Below are 13758 nucleotides of genomic sequence, written 5' to 3'. Positions count from 1 at the left end.
TTCTCAGGGCCCCGCAGGGGTTCTTCAGGGGGCGAGCCATGCCTTCGTATACGCGTCGATCTCGGCCGAGATCCTCGCCTTGCCCGTCCGGTCCAGGAAGGACGCCTCCACCGCGTTCTTGGCGAGGTCGGCCACACCGCGCTCGTCGAGGCCGAGGAGACGGGCGGCGACCGCGTACTCGTTGTTCAGGTCGGTGCCGAACATCGGCGGGTCGTCGGAGTTGACCGTGACCAGCACGCCCGCGTCCACGAACTCCTTGATCGGGTGCTCGTCCAGGGTGCGGACCGCGCGCGTGGCGATGTTGGAGGTCGGGCACACCTCCAGGGCGATGCGCTGCTCGGCGAGGTGGGCGAGGAGCTTCGGGTCCTGCGCGGAGCTGGTGCCGTGGCCGATGCGCTCGGCATGCAGGTCGACCAGGGCGTCCCAGACCGTCTGGGGCCCCGTCGTCTCACCGGCGTGCGGGACGGAGTGCAGGCCGGCCGCGACGGCCCGGTCGAAGTACGGCTTGAACTGCGGCCGGGGTACGCCGATCTCGGGGCCGCCGAGACCGAAGGAGACCAGGCCCTCCGGACGGAGCCGGTCGTCGGTCGCGAGCCGGACCGTCTCCTCGGCGGCCTCCAGGCCCGCCTCGCCGGGGATGTCGAAGCACCACCGGAGCACGGTCCCGAACTCGGTCTCCGCCGCCTTCCGCGCGTCCTCGATCGCGTCCATGAAGGCCCGTGCGTCGATCCCGCGCCGGGTGGAGGAGAAGGGGGTGATGGTCAGCTCGGCGTAGCGCACCTGCTGGCGGGCCAGCTCGCGGGCCACCTCGTAGGTGAGCAGCCGGACGTCCTCGGGCGTGCGGATCAGGTCGACGACCGACAGATAGACCTCGATGAAGTGGGCGAAGTCCGTGAACGTGAAGTAGTCGGCCAGGGCCTCGGGGTCGGTGGGCACCTTGGAGTCGGGGTGCCGGGCGGCCAGTTCGGACACGATCCGGGGGGAGGCGGAGCCGACGTGATGGACATGCAGTTCGGCCTTGGGCAGCCCGGCGATGAAGGCGTGCACGTCGCGGAGGGCGGGTTCGGCGTGGCGGTCGGTCAAGGGTTCCTCCCCGGAACGGCGCGGGGCCGCCTTCGGCGGTGGTACGGCCGTGAGCTGGCCCCTTGCGCGGTGATCGGCTGATCGGTGATTCGGGGCCATCGTAGGCCGGACCGACGTTCGAGGTGGACGGGCCTTAGCATGACGGCGGCACGCGTGCGGGAGAGGGGACATCGCGAGATGGCTGACGAGGCGCCGGAAGCTCCGAAGATACGGCTGGACAAGGCGGCCGACGCGGGGGAAGGGGCGGGGGCCGGGGCAGAGGCGTCGGTGCCGCCCTTGATCCATGATCAGGTGCCGCCGCCCCCGATCCATGACCAGCGGACGGTCGCGGCGATGCCCGGGGCACAGGACGGGGTGACGCCTCAGGGCTGGGCGAACCCCTATGCGGCGCCGTCGGACTCGGCTCCGGCCGCGCCGGCCAACCCGTTCGCGGCGCCGGGCGCGCCCGGCGCGTACGCAGCGCCGAGTCCCTATGCCCCGCCTGCGCCGCCGTATCCGCAGAGTGCGGCGGTGCCTCCGCCGCCGATGGCTCCGGACGGACCCGGTCAGGTTCCCTACGGCTACCCGGCCGCACCGGCTCCCGGGCCGGGGTACGGCTACCCCGGGCAGCCGTTTCCGCCGTACCCCGGCGGGCCCGGGGGATACGGCGGCTGGCCCGGTATGCAGCCGATGCCCAACAACGGGCTGGGCACGGCCGGTCTCGTCACCGGGATCATCAGCGTGGTCGGGTTCTGTGCGTGGCCGGTCGCGCTGGTGATGGGGGTGCTGGCCATCGTCTTCGGTTCGATCGGGCGGGCCCGGGTCGGGCGGGGGGAGGCCACGAACGGGGGGCAGGCGCTGGCCGGGATCATCTGCGGGTCGGTGGGGCTTGTGCTCGCGGTGGGGTTCATCGTGCTGATCGTGGTGGCGAGCACGCGGTAGGCGGGGGCGGCCGGTGGTCGGGTGCGGGTAAAGGGGGCGGCCGGTGGTCGGGTGCGGGTAGACGGGGGCCGGTCGCGCCCACGCGGCGGAGCCGCAGATCAGATACGGCCCCGCGCCCCCTGTCCTTTGGGTGGGATCGGTCCTCGTCGGCCGGAAGCGCTCGGTCTCCTGTTCCTTTGGGTGGGACCAGTGCTCGTCGGCCGGAAGCGCCCCACCTGTAGACCTACACCCCCGCCGTCCGCAACCTCTCGCGCGCCTCCATCAGTGCGAACCCCAGCAGGTTCAGCCCTCTCCAGCGGGACGGATCCGTCGCTCTCTCGTCCGTCGCCGCCAGGCCGATGCCCCATACCCGGTCCACCGGGCTCGCCTCCACCAGTACCCGGTCGCCGGTGGCGAGCAGGTACTCGCGCAGGTGCGGGTCGGCCGTGAACTTGTGCACGCTGCCGCGCGCCACTATCTCGAAGCGCTCCCGCTCCCATGTCGCCTCGTCGAAGTTCCGGACCAGCCGGCCCGCCTTCTTCGCCTCGGCGGGATGCCCCGCCGCCACGACCCGGCGCTCCGCCTCCGCGTCCTCGAACAGTCGGGCCTTTCCTGCCATCATCCAGTGCTCGGCGGTCGCGTACTCCACACCGTCGACCACGAAGCGTGACGGCCACCACTGGCTCAGGCAGCTCGACGAGAGCTGTCCGTCCGGCCTCGGTCGGTGTCCCCAGAAGTGCAGGTACTTGATCCCGGCCCCCGCCCGGACGGCCCTGATCAGGGCTTCCGCAGAATCGATCTTCGCCATGCACGCCAGTCTGGCAGGCACCACTGACACTCCGTCCCGCCTTTTCCGCCCCGACTCGACACCTGGTCGACAGATTCCGTCGCGTAACCAAAAGGCAACAACGGAATCACTTGTTGGACTCCCCTTGCTCTGTCAGGATCGGCAGTCAAATCCAGCTGGAGCTACGCCACCCACCCCTCGGGACGGGACGACGGCGGAGGAGAAGCGACATGGACAACCCGGGCACCGCCACCGCGGACACCTTCCCCGCGCAGGAGCGGCTCGCGGGCGGCGCGCAGTACATCGCGGGACGGTTCAGCAAGGGCACGTCGGGCCGTACGCACGCCGTCGTGGACCCGGCCACCGGCGCGGAGGTGTACACCTACGAGCTGGCGGGGACGGACGACGTCGACCGGGCCGTCGCCGCCGCGCGGGACGCGTTTCCCGGGTGGGCGGGGACGACCCCCGGCGAGCGGTCGGACGCGCTGCACCGGTTCGCCGCCGTGCTCGCCGACCGCGCGGAGGAATTCGCCCGCGCCGAGTCCCTCCAGTGCGGCAAGCCGCTCAAGCTGACGCGTGAGTTCGACGTGCCGGGGACCATCGACAACACCGCGTTCTTCGCGGGGGCCGCCCGGCATCTGCAGGGGCAGGCGGCCGGTGAGTACTCCGGCGACCACACGTCGTACATCCGCCGCGAGCCCATCGGTGTCGTCGGGTCGATCGCGCCCTGGAACTACCCGCTCCAGATGGCCGCCTGGAAGATCCTCCCGGCGATCGCGGCCGGCAACACCATCGTGCTCAAGCCGGCCGAGCTGACCCCGCTGACCTCGCTGCTCTTCGCCGAGGCGGCCACCCTCGCCGGTATCCCCGACGGTGTGATCAACGTCGTCACCGGGACCGGGAAGGTGGCCGGTGAGCATCTCGTCGGGCACCCCGACGTCGCCATGACCTCCTTCACCGGCTCCACCGGTGTCGGAAAGCGGGTGGCGGAGGTCGCCACGGCGACCGTGAAGCGGCTGCATCTGGAGCTCGGCGGCAAGGCGCCGTTCGTCGTCTTCGACGACGCCGACCTGGAGGCGGCCGTCAACGGGGCCGTCGCGGGGGCGCTCATCAACACCGGGCAGGACTGCACCGCCGCCACCCGCGCGTATGTGCAGCGGCCGCTCTACGAGGCCTTCGTCGAGCAGACGGCCGCCCTGATGGAGACCGTGCGGCTGGGCGACCCGTTCGCGCCCGGTACCGACCTCGGGCCGCTGATCTCGCACGCTCAGCGGGACCGGGTCGCCGGGTTCGTCGAGCGGGCGCGCGGCTACGCGCGCGTGGTGACCGGCGGCGAGCCGCCGCAGGACGAGCTGAAGAGCGGTGCGTACTACCGACCCACGCTGATCGCCGACGCGCCGCAGGGCAGTGAGATCGTCCAGGCCGAGATCTTCGGTCCGGTGCTGGTCGTTCTGCCGTTCGACAGTGATGATGAGGGGATCCGGCTGGCCAACGACACCCCGTACGGTCTGGCCGCCTCCGCGTGGAGCAGCAGCGTCTACCGGGCGAACCGCGCCACCCGCGAGATCAAGGCGGGGTGCGTGTGGGTCAACGACCACATTCCGATCATCAGCGAGATGCCGCACGGCGGCTACAAGGCGTCCGGCTTCGGCAAGGACATGTCGGTGTACTCGTTCGAGGAGTACACCCAGGTCAAGCACGTAATGTTCGACAATACGGCGGTTGCCCGAAAGGACTGGCACCGCACGATCTTCGGGGACCGATAGTCATACCTGCGGCCGCTCATCACGGCCCCCTTCCCGAAAGGGCATCAAGCGCATGAGGCAGTACGAGCCCGACCGCCCTTCGCCGGTCGAAGTGGCCGCCATCCGGCGCAGCCTCCGCACCGGCCGGGCCGCCCTGGCCCGCCGGTCGTTCCTGGGCGGTGCGCTCGCGGTGGGCGGCGTCGGGGCACTGAGCGCCTGCGGTATCCCCGCGGCCGGCAAGTCCCAGGGCGGCGTCTCCGCCGACGACCACTCGGCGAAGGAGAAGGTCGTCAACTTCTCCAACTGGCCCGAGTACATCGACGTGGACGACAGCGGGAAGAACCGTCCGACGCTGGACGAGTTCCGCAAGCGGACCGGCATCACGGTGAAGTACACCGAGGACATCAACGACAACGACGAGTTCTTCGGCAAGATCCAGCCGCAGCTCGCCGCGGGCCAGGACACCGGCCGGGACCTGATCGTCCTCACCGACTGGCTGGCCGCCCGCATGATCCGGCTCGGCTACGTCCAGAAACTGGACCCGTCGAACCTGCCGCACGCCTTCGCCAACCTGTCGGACCAGTTCCGCAGCCCCGACTGGGACCCGGGCCGGGCCTACTCGTACCCCTGGCAGGGCATCTCGACCGTCGTCGCCTTCAACAAGAAGGCCCTCGACGGCGTCGAGGTGAAGTCGGTCTCCGACCTGCTCGACAACCCCGCGCTCAAGGGCCGGGTCGGTCTGCTGACCGAGATGCGCGACACGGTCGGCATGACCATGCTCGACATGGGCAAGGACCCGGCGAAGTTCACCGACGACGACTACGACGCGGTGATCGCCCGGCTGCAGAAGGCCGTGGACAACGGCCAGATCCGCCGCTTCACGGGCAACGACTACACCTCGGACCTCAGCAAGGGCGACCTGGCGGCCTGTGTCGCCTGGGCCGGTGACATCGTGCAGCTCCAGTCCGACAACCCGGACGTCGCCTACGTCATCCCGGACAGCGGCTACATGACGTCGACCGACAACATGCTGATCCCCAACAAGGCGCGCCACAAGACGAACGCCGAGCGGCTCATCGACTTCTACTACGAGCCCGGGCCGGCCGCCGAACTCGCCGCCTACATCAACTACGTCAGCCCGGTCGGGGACGTGAAGCCGTACCTGGCCAAGATCGACAAGTCGGCTGCGGACAACCCGCTGATCGTTCCCGACAAGGCCATGCAGGCCAGGTCCCATGCCTTCCGCTCGCTGAGCTCGAAGGAAGAGACGGCATACCAGCAGAAGTTCGCGAAGCTCACAGGGGCGTGACGACACCATGACGACAGACAGCAGCGGCGACGTCCGCCTCACCGGCATCGGCAAGACCTACGACAACGGCTTCACCGCGGTGAAGCCGATGGACCTGACCGTGCCCCAGGGTTCCTTCTTCGCCCTCCTCGGTGCCTCCGGCTGCGGCAAGACCACCACCCTGCGCATGATCGCGGGCCTTGAGGAGCCGACCAGCGGCACCGTGCACCTCGGCGACCAGGACGTGACCCATCTGCCGCCGTACAAGCGGCCGGTGAACACGGTCTTCCAGTCCTACGCCCTCTTCCCGCACCTCGACATCTTCGAGAACGTCGCCTTCGGCCTGCGCCGGCGCGGCATCAAGAGCGTGAAGAAGCAGGTCGAGGACATGCTGGACCTGGTGCAGCTCGGCGAGCAGGCGCGCAAGAAGCCGCACCAGCTCTCCGGCGGCCAGCAGCAGCGGGTCGCGGTGGCCCGGGCGCTCATCAACCACCCCAAGGTGCTGCTCCTCGACGAGCCGCTCGGCGCCCTCGACCTCAAGCTGCGCCGCCAGATGCAGCTGGAGCTCAAGCGGATCCAGACCGAGGTCGGCATCACCTTCGTCCATGTCACGCACGACCAGGAGGAGGCCATGACCATGGCCGACACGGTCGCCGTGATGAACGCGGGACGGGTGGAGCAGCTCGGCTCGCCCACCGATCTGTACGAGAACCCCAACACGACCTTCGTCGCCAATTTCCTCGGGACGTCCAACCTCATCGAGGCCGAGGTCGACACGAAGAGCGGGGACGACATCGTCCTCAAGGCCGGCGGCGGCAAGCTGGTGCTGCCCGAGGCGCGATGTTCGGCGCCGACCCGGGCGGGCGGCAAGGTGCTCGTCGGCATCCGGCCCGAGAAGATCTCCCTCACGCACGCCGACGACGCCGGCTCGATCCCCGAGGGGCGCAACCGGATCACCGGCAAGATCGCCGACGCCAGCTTCATCGGCGTCTCCACGCAGTACGTGATCGACAGCGCGGTCTGCCCCGAGTTCGAGGTGTACGTACAGAACGTCGAGCGCGACGGGCGGCTCGTCCCGGGCGCCGACGTCGTCCTGCACTGGAGCCCGGCCCACACCTTCGGTCTCGACGCCGACCAGGACATCGACGCCGGCACCGAGGAGGAAGTCGCCTGATGGCCACGCTCTCCGAGGCGCCGCCGCCTCTGGCGCCCGCCGAACCCACGAAGAAGCCCCCGCGCAAGCGGGGCCGGTTCACGCCGTACTGGCTGCTGCTGCCCGGCATGCTGTGGCTGGTCGTCTTCTTCGCGCTGCCGATGGTCTACCAGGCGTCCACGTCCATCCAGACGGGTTCCCTGGAAGAGGGCTACAAGGTCACCTGGCACTTCGCGACCTACTGGGACGCGCTGAGCGAGTACTGGCCGCAGTTCCTGCGGTCCGTCTTCTACGCGGCCGCAGCGACCGTGCTGTGTCTGCTGCTCGGCTACCCGCTGGCGTACCTGATCGCCTTCCGGGCGGGCCGCTGGCGAAACCTGATCATGATCCTGGTGATCGCGCCGTTCTTCACCAGCTTCCTGATCCGCACCCTGGCCTGGAAGACGATCCTCGCCGACAACGGCCCGGTCGTGCACGTACTGAACTCGCTGCACATCCTGGACCTCACCGACTTCCTCGGCTGGACGGCCGGCGACCGTGTGCTGGCCACACCACTCGCCGTCGTCTGCGGTCTGACGTACAACTTCCTGCCGTTCATGATCCTGCCGCTCTACACCTCGCTGGAGCGCATCGACGGACGGCTGCACGAGGCGGCCGGCGACCTGTACGCCAAGCCGTGGACGACGTTCCGCAAGGTCACCTTCCCGCTGTCGATGCCGGGCGTGGTCTCCGGCACGCTGCTGACCTTCATCCCGGCGGCCGGCGACTACGTCAACGCCGAACTCCTCGGCTCGACCGACACCCGCATGATCGGAAACGTGATCCAGACGCAGTTCCTGAGGATTCTCGACTATCCGACGGCGGCCGCGCTCTCCTTCATCCTCATGGCCGCGATCCTGTTCATGGTCACGATCTACATTCGCCGGTCCGGGACGGAGGATCTGGTCTAAATGCCCTTCGTCAACTGGCTCAAGAAGCGTCTAGTCGTCATCGCGGGACTGCTCACCCTCGGATATCTGCTGCTTCCGAACGTCATCGTCACGGTGTTCTCCTTCAACAAACCGAAGGGGCGCTTCAACTACGAATGGCAGCAGTTCTCGCTCGACGCCTGGAAGCAGCCGTGCGGAGTCGCCGACATGTGCGGCTCGCTCTCCATCAGCCTCCAGATCGCCGTCTGGGCGACCATCGGCGCCACGCTCCTCGGCACGATGATCGCCTTCGCCCTGGTCCGCTACCGGTTCCGCGCCCGCTCCGCCGTGAACTCGCTGATCTTCCTGCCGATGGCGATGCCCGAGGTCGTCATGGCGGCCTCGCTGCTCACCCTCTTCCTGAACATGGGCGCCCAGCTCGGCTTCTACACGATTCTGATCGCCCACATCATGTTCTGCCTCAGCTTCGTCGTCACCGCGGTCAAGGCGCGTGTGATGTCGATGGATCCGCGCCTGGAGGAGGCGGCCCGGGACCTCTACGCCGGACCGGTGCAGACGTTCGTCAGGGTCACCCTTCCCATCGCGGCCCCCGGAATCGCGGCGGGCGCGCTGCTGTCCTTCGCGCTCTCCTTCGACGATTTCATCATCACCAATTTCAACGCGGGCTCCACCGTCACCTTCCCCATGTTCGTCTGGGGTTCGGCACAGCGCGGCACGCCCGTCCAGATCAATGTCATCGGTACGGCCATGTTCCTGGTCGCGGTACTGCTCGTGCTGGTATCGATGCTCATCACCAACCGCCGCACCAGGCAAAAGGCGTAAAGAACTCTGTAGGGAGTTGAAAATCATGGCCCCAAGCGCCATGAGCCGTCAGGCAGATTGGACCAGGTCTCTCTCCGAAGCACAGCCGGTCCCGTACTGGCTCGAAGACCCCGGCAAGCCCCACCCCGAGCCCGCGCTCACCGGCGCCGACACCTGCGACCTGCTGGTCGTCGGCGGCGGGTACAGCGGACTGTGGACCGCGCTCAACGCCAAGGAGCGCGACCCCGGGCGCGAGGTGGTCCTGCTGGAAGGCCGCGAGGTGGGCTGGGCCGCCTCCGGCCGCAACGGCGGCTTCTGTGCCGCCTCCCTCACCCACGGGCTGCCCAACGGGCTCGGCCGCTGGCCCGGCGAGATCCACCGCCTGGAGGAGCTGGGCCGGCGCAACCTCGACGAGATCGAGGCCGCCGTCGCCCGGCACGGCATCGACTGCGAGTTCGAGCGCACCGGCGAGATCGACGTGGCCACCGAGCCCTACCAGGCCCGCGAACTGCGCGACTGGCACCGGGAGCTGGAGCGGAAGGGCCTCGCGGACGGCATCGAGTTCCTCGACGCCGACGCGGTGCGCGAGCAGGTGAACTCGCCCACCTTCGAGGCCGGCCTGTGGGACCGCCGGGGCGTGGCCATGGTCAGCCCGGCCAAGCTCGCCTGGGGCCTCAAGCAGGCCTGCCTCGCCCTCGGCGTCCGGGTGTACGAGCACACGCCCGCCCTCGAACTGAAGGCGTACGGCGCCGGCATGGCCGTACGCACCCCGTACGGCTCGGTCCGGGCCCGGCGGGTCGCGCTCGGCACCAACATCTTCCCGAACCTGGTCAAGCGGGTCCGCGCCTACACCGTCCCGGTCTACGACTACGCCCTGATGACCGAGCCGCTCACCGCCGAGCAACTCGGCACGATCGGCTGGAAGAACCGGCAGGGCCTCGGCGACTCGGCCAACCAGTTCCACTACTTCCGGCTGTCGGCGGACAACCGGATCCTCTGGGGCGGCTACGACGCCATCCACCACTACGGCGGCCGGGTCCGCGCCGAGTACGACGACCGCCCGGAGACCTACGTCAAGCTCGCCGGACACTTCTTCACCTGCTTCCCGCAGCTGGAGGGCGTCCGCTTCACCCACGCGTGGGGCGGCGCGATCGACACCTGCTCCCGCTTCTCGGCGTTCTTCGGCACCGCCCATCAGGGCCGGGTGGCGTACGCGGCCGGGTACACCGGCCTCGGTGTCGGCGCGACCCGGTTCGGTGCCGACGTGATGCTGGACCTGCTGGCCGGCGAGGACACCGAGCGCACCCGTCTGGAGATGGTCCGCAAGAAGCCGCTGCCGTTCCCGCCGGAGCCGTTCGCCTGGACCGGCATCGCCCTCACCAAGTGGTCGCTGGCCCGCGCCGACGCCCACGGGGGGCGCCGCAACCTGTGGCTCAGGGCGATGGACCGGGTGGGGCTGGGCTTCGACAGCTGACCCTCCCGGCGCGTGTTCCAGGTCACCCCAACGGGGTGGCGAAACCCGCGTAATGCCCCTGGAAGACCTCCCTCTCTCCCCGTGACGCGACACCCGCGTCGACGAGCGGGACTGGGAGGTCTTCTGATGACTGGGGCGAAGACGGCGGTCGAATGGCTGGCATCCGTCGCACCTGACCCCGAGGCGTGCCGGTGGGAATGGGAGCGCAATGCCCTCGGGATCGCGCTGCTGCCCGCCGGCCGGGCCTGGGACGTACTGATCCTGCCGGGCGAGCTCGGCTACCCCACCCTCGACGTGCTCACCCGCGTCCTCGACCAACCAGGGCCCGTCCTGGTCGACTTCGGGGACAGCCGGGTGGGCTTCTTCGTGCCACCCGGAACGGCCGCCCGGTGGCTCGGCACCGGGATCCGCACGGCGGGCGCCGGCACCTGGATCGTCGTGCCGTATCCCGGCCGGTCGACCCAGGGGGTGCGGTGGCTGGTGGTGCCGGACGGGTCGGGGACGCTGACGGATCCGGCGCTGCTGGAGTTGGCGATGCATGAGGCTGCCGCCGGCCTGGCCGATGACTAGGTCCCGGGGACTGCAAGGTTGTCGGTCGTGTGCGGCTGCGTTGTGGCTGGTCGCGCCCCGCGGCGGAGCCGCATATCGACAGGGTCCCGCGCCCCTGAGGGGGCGCTGTCCTGCGGGTGGTCATGGACAGCCGTAGGTCTTGACAAGTGGATTGGTCTGGACCAAATTGAGCGCGCATCCCACCTCCAATTCCCCCATCACCGGAGGCACTTGTGGTTCGCGCGAGACCTGTCCTCGGCATGCTCACGGCCTTGCTGCTGGCCGTACCCGGTATCACCGCGCTCTCGTCGGCCGCCCGTGCGGCCGACGCGGACCTCGCTCGCAACGGTGGCTTCGAGTCCGGCCTCGACAACTGGAGTTGTACGGCCGGAACCACCGTGACCTCACCCGTGCACAGCGGCGGCTCCGCGCTCCAGGCGACCCCGGCCGGCAGCGACAACGCGCAGTGCGCGCAGACCGTGACCGTCAAGCCGAGCTCGCAGTACACCCTGTCCGGTTACGTCCGCGGCTCCTACGTCTACCTCGGCGCGAGCGGCACCGGCACCACCGACGTCTCCACCTGGACCCAGTCCGCCCCCGACTGGCAGAAACTCACGACCACCTTCACCACCGGCGCCTCGACGACCAACGTCACCATCTACACCCACGGCTGGTACGGCACCGGCGCCTACTACGCCGACGACCTCTCCCTCGTGGGCCCCGGCGGCACCACGGGCCAGCCGCCCGCCGCGCCCACCGGCCTGAAGACCGGCACGATCAGCTCCTCCAGCGTGGGTCTGTCCTGGACGGCGGTCACGGGTGCCACCAGCTATGCGATCTACCGCAACGGCGCCAAGGTCCAGACGGCGACCGGGACCTCGGCCACGGCCACCGGCCTCACGCCCGCCACCGCCTACAGCTTCCAGGTCACCGCCGTGAACGACGCCGGCGAGTCCGCGAAGTCGGCCGCGGTGACCGCCACCACCACCGCCGGCTCCTCCGGCGGCTCCACCGACCTGCCCACCCACGCCCTGGTCGGCTACCTGCACGCCTCCTTCGCCAACGGCTCCGGCTACACCCGGCTCGCCGACGTCCCCGACAGCTGGGACGTCATCGACCTGGCCTTCGGCGAACCGACCTCGGCCACCTCCGGGGACGTCCGCTTCAACCGCTGCCCGGCCACCGAGTGCCCGAACGCCGAGAGCGACGCCGACTTCAAGGCGGCGATCAAGGCCAAGCAGGCGGCCGGCAAGAAGGTGCTGATATCGATCGGCGGCGCCAACGGCCAGGTCCAGCTCACCACGACCGCCGCCCGGGACACCTTCGTCTCCTCCGTCTCGAACATCATCGACACCTACGGCCTGGACGGTCTCGACATCGACTTCGAGGGCCACTCGCTGTCCCTGAACGCGAACGACACGGACTTCAAGAACCCGACGACCCCGGTGGTCGTCAATCTCATCTCCGCGCTGAAGACGCTGAAGGCCAAGTACGGGGCGAAGTTCGTGCTGTCCATGGCGCCCGAGACCTTCTTCGTGCAGATGGGCTACCAGTTCTACGGCACCGGCAAGTTCGGCGGCCAGGACCCGCGCTGCGGGGCCTACCTCCCGGTCATCTACGCCCTGCGCGACGACCTGACCCTGCTGCACGTCCAGGACTACAACTCGGGCCCGATCATGGGCCTCGACAACCAGTACCACTCCATGGGCGGCGCCGACTTCCACATCGCCATGACCGACATGCTGCTCACCGGCTTCCCGGTGGCGGGCGACGCCAGCAACGTCTTCCCGCCGCTGCGCCCGGACCAGATCGCGATCGGCATGCCGGCCTCGACCAACGCGGGCAACGGCTATGTCGCCCCGACCGAGGTCACCAAGACCCTGGACTGCCTGACCAAGAAGACGAACTGCGGCTCGTACGCGACCCACGGCACCTGGCCGGCCCTGCGTGGCCTGATGACCTGGTCGATCAACTGGGACCGGTTCTCGAACTGGGAGTTCCAGAAGAACTTCGACGCGTACTTCGGCTGAGCGGCAGCCACAGTGCCGTCAGCAGGACCGTGCACAGGCACCAGCTGGCCGCCACGTCCAGCGGCCAGTGGTAGCCGCGGCGGACCAGGCCGTAGGAGACGGCGAGGACCAGGGTCGCGCAGACGGTGACGACGGTGCGGCGGGCGGCGCGGGAGCGGAGCCAGGGGAGGAGGAGCAGGGTCGCGGAGCCGTACGCGATCGCCGCCGTCGCCGTGTGGCCGGAGGGGAAGTAGCCGACCGCCGGGGGCACCACCGGGGTCCCCGGACGGGCGGTCCAGTCCTTGACCGGCACGATGATCGCCGGGACCAGGGCCATCAGGACGGCGGCCGCGGCGGGCGGCAGCCACCAGCGGTCTGTACCAGTGGAACGGCCGCGCCGGACGACGTATCCGATGACGATCACCAGGACCGGAACCGCGACCTGCACGTTCCCGAGGTCGGAGAGCAGCTCGGAGAACCGGTCCGGGTGGACGAGTGCGCTGCTCAGACGGCTGTCCAGGCGGAGCAGGGGGCCATGGGCCACGACCTGCCAGGTGATCAGCGCGAAGAGAAGGGCCGGAAGGCCCAGAAGCCCCAGGATTCCCGCGAGGGGAGAGCGAAGGAAGGAGGTCGGCCGCCCCGGAACAGGGGGGGTGGTTCCGAGGCGGCCGTCCGGATCGGAACGCCGCGCGCCCCGGGGGGTTTGGGGCGAGCGACCGTCCGATCGGTGAGGAGATCCGGAGCCAGAGGCCCCGGTTGTGTGCGCGAGGGCACGACCAGGTCGAAGCTGGGGAGGCCCCGGCCTGAGGTCGCCCACAGTCCCCTGTGGGCGGGGTGTATCTCTCATCTGGATTAGAACCTACGGCAGGGGCAGGCGTGGCGACAGGCGGAAACGCGTCCCGTCATCCACCTCGCACACCTTCTTCACACGGCCTGACGGTGGCCGCCCCGGCCCCCCCGCATCACGCCAGGTGGGAGGGGAGGGGCGGCGGTGGCACAGGGGTTCGACACCCTGTGAGCGGGCTACGCGAAGCCTGTGG

Annotated in this window: 11 protein-coding genes and 1 pseudogene; 9 read left to right on the top strand and 3 right to left on the bottom strand. The window is 69.6% G+C overall.

Annotated elements, in window-relative coordinates; translation table 11 throughout:
- Window positions 1–24 precede the first annotated feature (24 nt).
- Window positions 25–1198: pseudogene (locus ACWGJB_RS27430) on the bottom strand (adenosine deaminase); the annotation flags it as partial.
- A gap of 62 nt (window positions 1199–1260) precedes the next feature.
- Between ACWGJB_RS27430 and ACWGJB_RS27425 the strand changes: the two are divergent.
- Window positions 1261–2004 carry a DUF4190 domain-containing protein gene (locus tag ACWGJB_RS27425; protein ID WP_453382748.1) on the top strand — a complete coding sequence of 248 codons (744 nt, stop codon included), beginning with the start codon at window positions 1261–1263 and terminating at the stop codon, window positions 2002–2004.
- A gap of 223 nt (window positions 2005–2227) precedes the next feature.
- Here ACWGJB_RS27425 and ACWGJB_RS27420 read toward each other — a convergent pair whose 3' ends face one another.
- The gene (locus tag ACWGJB_RS27420; protein WP_453382747.1) at window positions 2228–2791 is read right to left on the bottom strand and encodes an NADAR family protein; all 564 of its coding nucleotides are present in this window, start codon (window positions 2789–2791) and stop codon (window positions 2228–2230) included.
- A 209-nt stretch (window positions 2792–3000) separates the two neighbouring features.
- On the opposite strand from ACWGJB_RS27420, the gene ACWGJB_RS27415 reads away from it, so the two are divergent.
- The 8 genes from ACWGJB_RS27415 to ACWGJB_RS27380 all read left to right on the top strand — a co-directional run bounded on the left by ACWGJB_RS27415 (window position 3001) and on the right by ACWGJB_RS27380 (window position 12739).
- Window positions 3001–4536 (top strand): gamma-aminobutyraldehyde dehydrogenase, encoded by a 1536-nt coding sequence (locus ACWGJB_RS27415; RefSeq protein ID WP_453382746.1) that lies wholly within the window; start codon window positions 3001–3003, stop codon window positions 4534–4536.
- A 52-nt stretch (window positions 4537–4588) separates the two neighbouring features.
- A complete protein-coding gene (locus tag ACWGJB_RS27410) occupies window positions 4589–5824 on the top strand; it encodes an ABC transporter substrate-binding protein (RefSeq protein WP_453382745.1) in 1236 nt (411 codons plus the stop codon).
- A gap of 7 nt (window positions 5825–5831) precedes the next feature.
- On the top strand, window positions 5832–6977 hold the full coding sequence (locus tag ACWGJB_RS27405; protein WP_453382744.1) for an ABC transporter ATP-binding protein: 1146 nt from the start codon (window positions 5832–5834) through the stop codon (window positions 6975–6977).
- Entirely contained in the window at window positions 6977–7906 is a 930-nt protein-coding gene (locus ACWGJB_RS27400) for an ABC transporter permease (RefSeq protein WP_453382743.1), read from the top strand. The genes ACWGJB_RS27405 and ACWGJB_RS27400 overlap by 1 nt, the downstream gene beginning before the upstream one ends.
- Complete coding sequence (locus tag ACWGJB_RS27395) at window positions 7907–8707, top strand: ABC transporter permease (RefSeq protein WP_362572347.1); 801 nt, start codon at window positions 7907–7909, stop codon at window positions 8705–8707.
- 25 nt (window positions 8708–8732) lie between these two features.
- Complete coding sequence (locus ACWGJB_RS27390) at window positions 8733–10160, top strand: NAD(P)/FAD-dependent oxidoreductase (RefSeq protein ID WP_453382742.1); 1428 nt, start codon at window positions 8733–8735, stop codon at window positions 10158–10160.
- A 126-nt stretch (window positions 10161–10286) separates the two neighbouring features.
- A complete protein-coding gene (locus ACWGJB_RS27385) occupies window positions 10287–10730 on the top strand; it encodes a hypothetical protein (RefSeq protein ID WP_453382741.1) in 444 nt (147 codons plus the stop codon).
- A gap of 239 nt (window positions 10731–10969) precedes the next feature.
- Window positions 10970–12739: a chitinase gene (locus ACWGJB_RS27380; RefSeq protein ID WP_453382740.1), complete on the top strand. Its 1770-nt coding sequence runs from the start codon at window positions 10970–10972 to the stop codon at window positions 12737–12739.
- Here the strand turns inward: ACWGJB_RS27380 and ACWGJB_RS27375 are convergent.
- Entirely contained in the window at window positions 12678–13565 is an 888-nt protein-coding gene (locus ACWGJB_RS27375; protein WP_453382739.1) for a phosphatase PAP2 family protein, read from the bottom strand. The two genes, ACWGJB_RS27380 and ACWGJB_RS27375, sit on opposite strands and share 62 nt — an antisense overlap.
- Window positions 13566–13758 lie beyond the last annotated feature (193 nt).

The organism is Streptomyces sp. NPDC054813 (assembly GCF_053611365.1).
This window is presented reverse-complemented; position numbering and strand designations above follow the sequence as displayed.

What these genes read in the sequence shown, in the direction of transcription:
- ACWGJB_RS27425 (WP_453382748.1), top strand. Translation starts at nt 1,261, where the DNA reads ATGGCTGACGAGGCGCCGGAAGCTCCGAAGATACGGCTGGACAAGGCG.
- ACWGJB_RS27420 (WP_453382747.1), bottom strand. Translation starts at nt 2,791, where the DNA reads ATGGCGAAGATCGATTCTGCGGAAGCCCTGATCAGGGCCGTCCGGGCG.
- ACWGJB_RS27415 (WP_453382746.1), top strand. Translation starts at nt 3,001, where the DNA reads ATGGACAACCCGGGCACCGCCACCGCGGACACCTTCCCCGCGCAGGAG.
- ACWGJB_RS27410 (WP_453382745.1), top strand. Translation starts at nt 4,589, where the DNA reads ATGAGGCAGTACGAGCCCGACCGCCCTTCGCCGGTCGAAGTGGCCGCC.
- ACWGJB_RS27405 (WP_453382744.1), top strand. Translation starts at nt 5,832, where the DNA reads ATGACGACAGACAGCAGCGGCGACGTCCGCCTCACCGGCATCGGCAAG.
- ACWGJB_RS27400 (WP_453382743.1), top strand. Translation starts at nt 6,977, where the DNA reads ATGGCCACGCTCTCCGAGGCGCCGCCGCCTCTGGCGCCCGCCGAACCC.
- ACWGJB_RS27395 (WP_362572347.1), top strand. Translation starts at nt 7,907, where the DNA reads ATGCCCTTCGTCAACTGGCTCAAGAAGCGTCTAGTCGTCATCGCGGGA.
- ACWGJB_RS27390 (WP_453382742.1), top strand. Translation starts at nt 8,733, where the DNA reads ATGGCCCCAAGCGCCATGAGCCGTCAGGCAGATTGGACCAGGTCTCTC.
- ACWGJB_RS27385 (WP_453382741.1), top strand. Translation starts at nt 10,287, where the DNA reads ATGACTGGGGCGAAGACGGCGGTCGAATGGCTGGCATCCGTCGCACCT.
- ACWGJB_RS27380 (WP_453382740.1), top strand. Translation starts at nt 10,970, where the DNA reads ATGCTCACGGCCTTGCTGCTGGCCGTACCCGGTATCACCGCGCTCTCG.
- ACWGJB_RS27375 (WP_453382739.1), bottom strand. Translation starts at nt 13,565, where the DNA reads ATGAGAGATACACCCCGCCCACAGGGGACTGTGGGCGACCTCAGGCCG.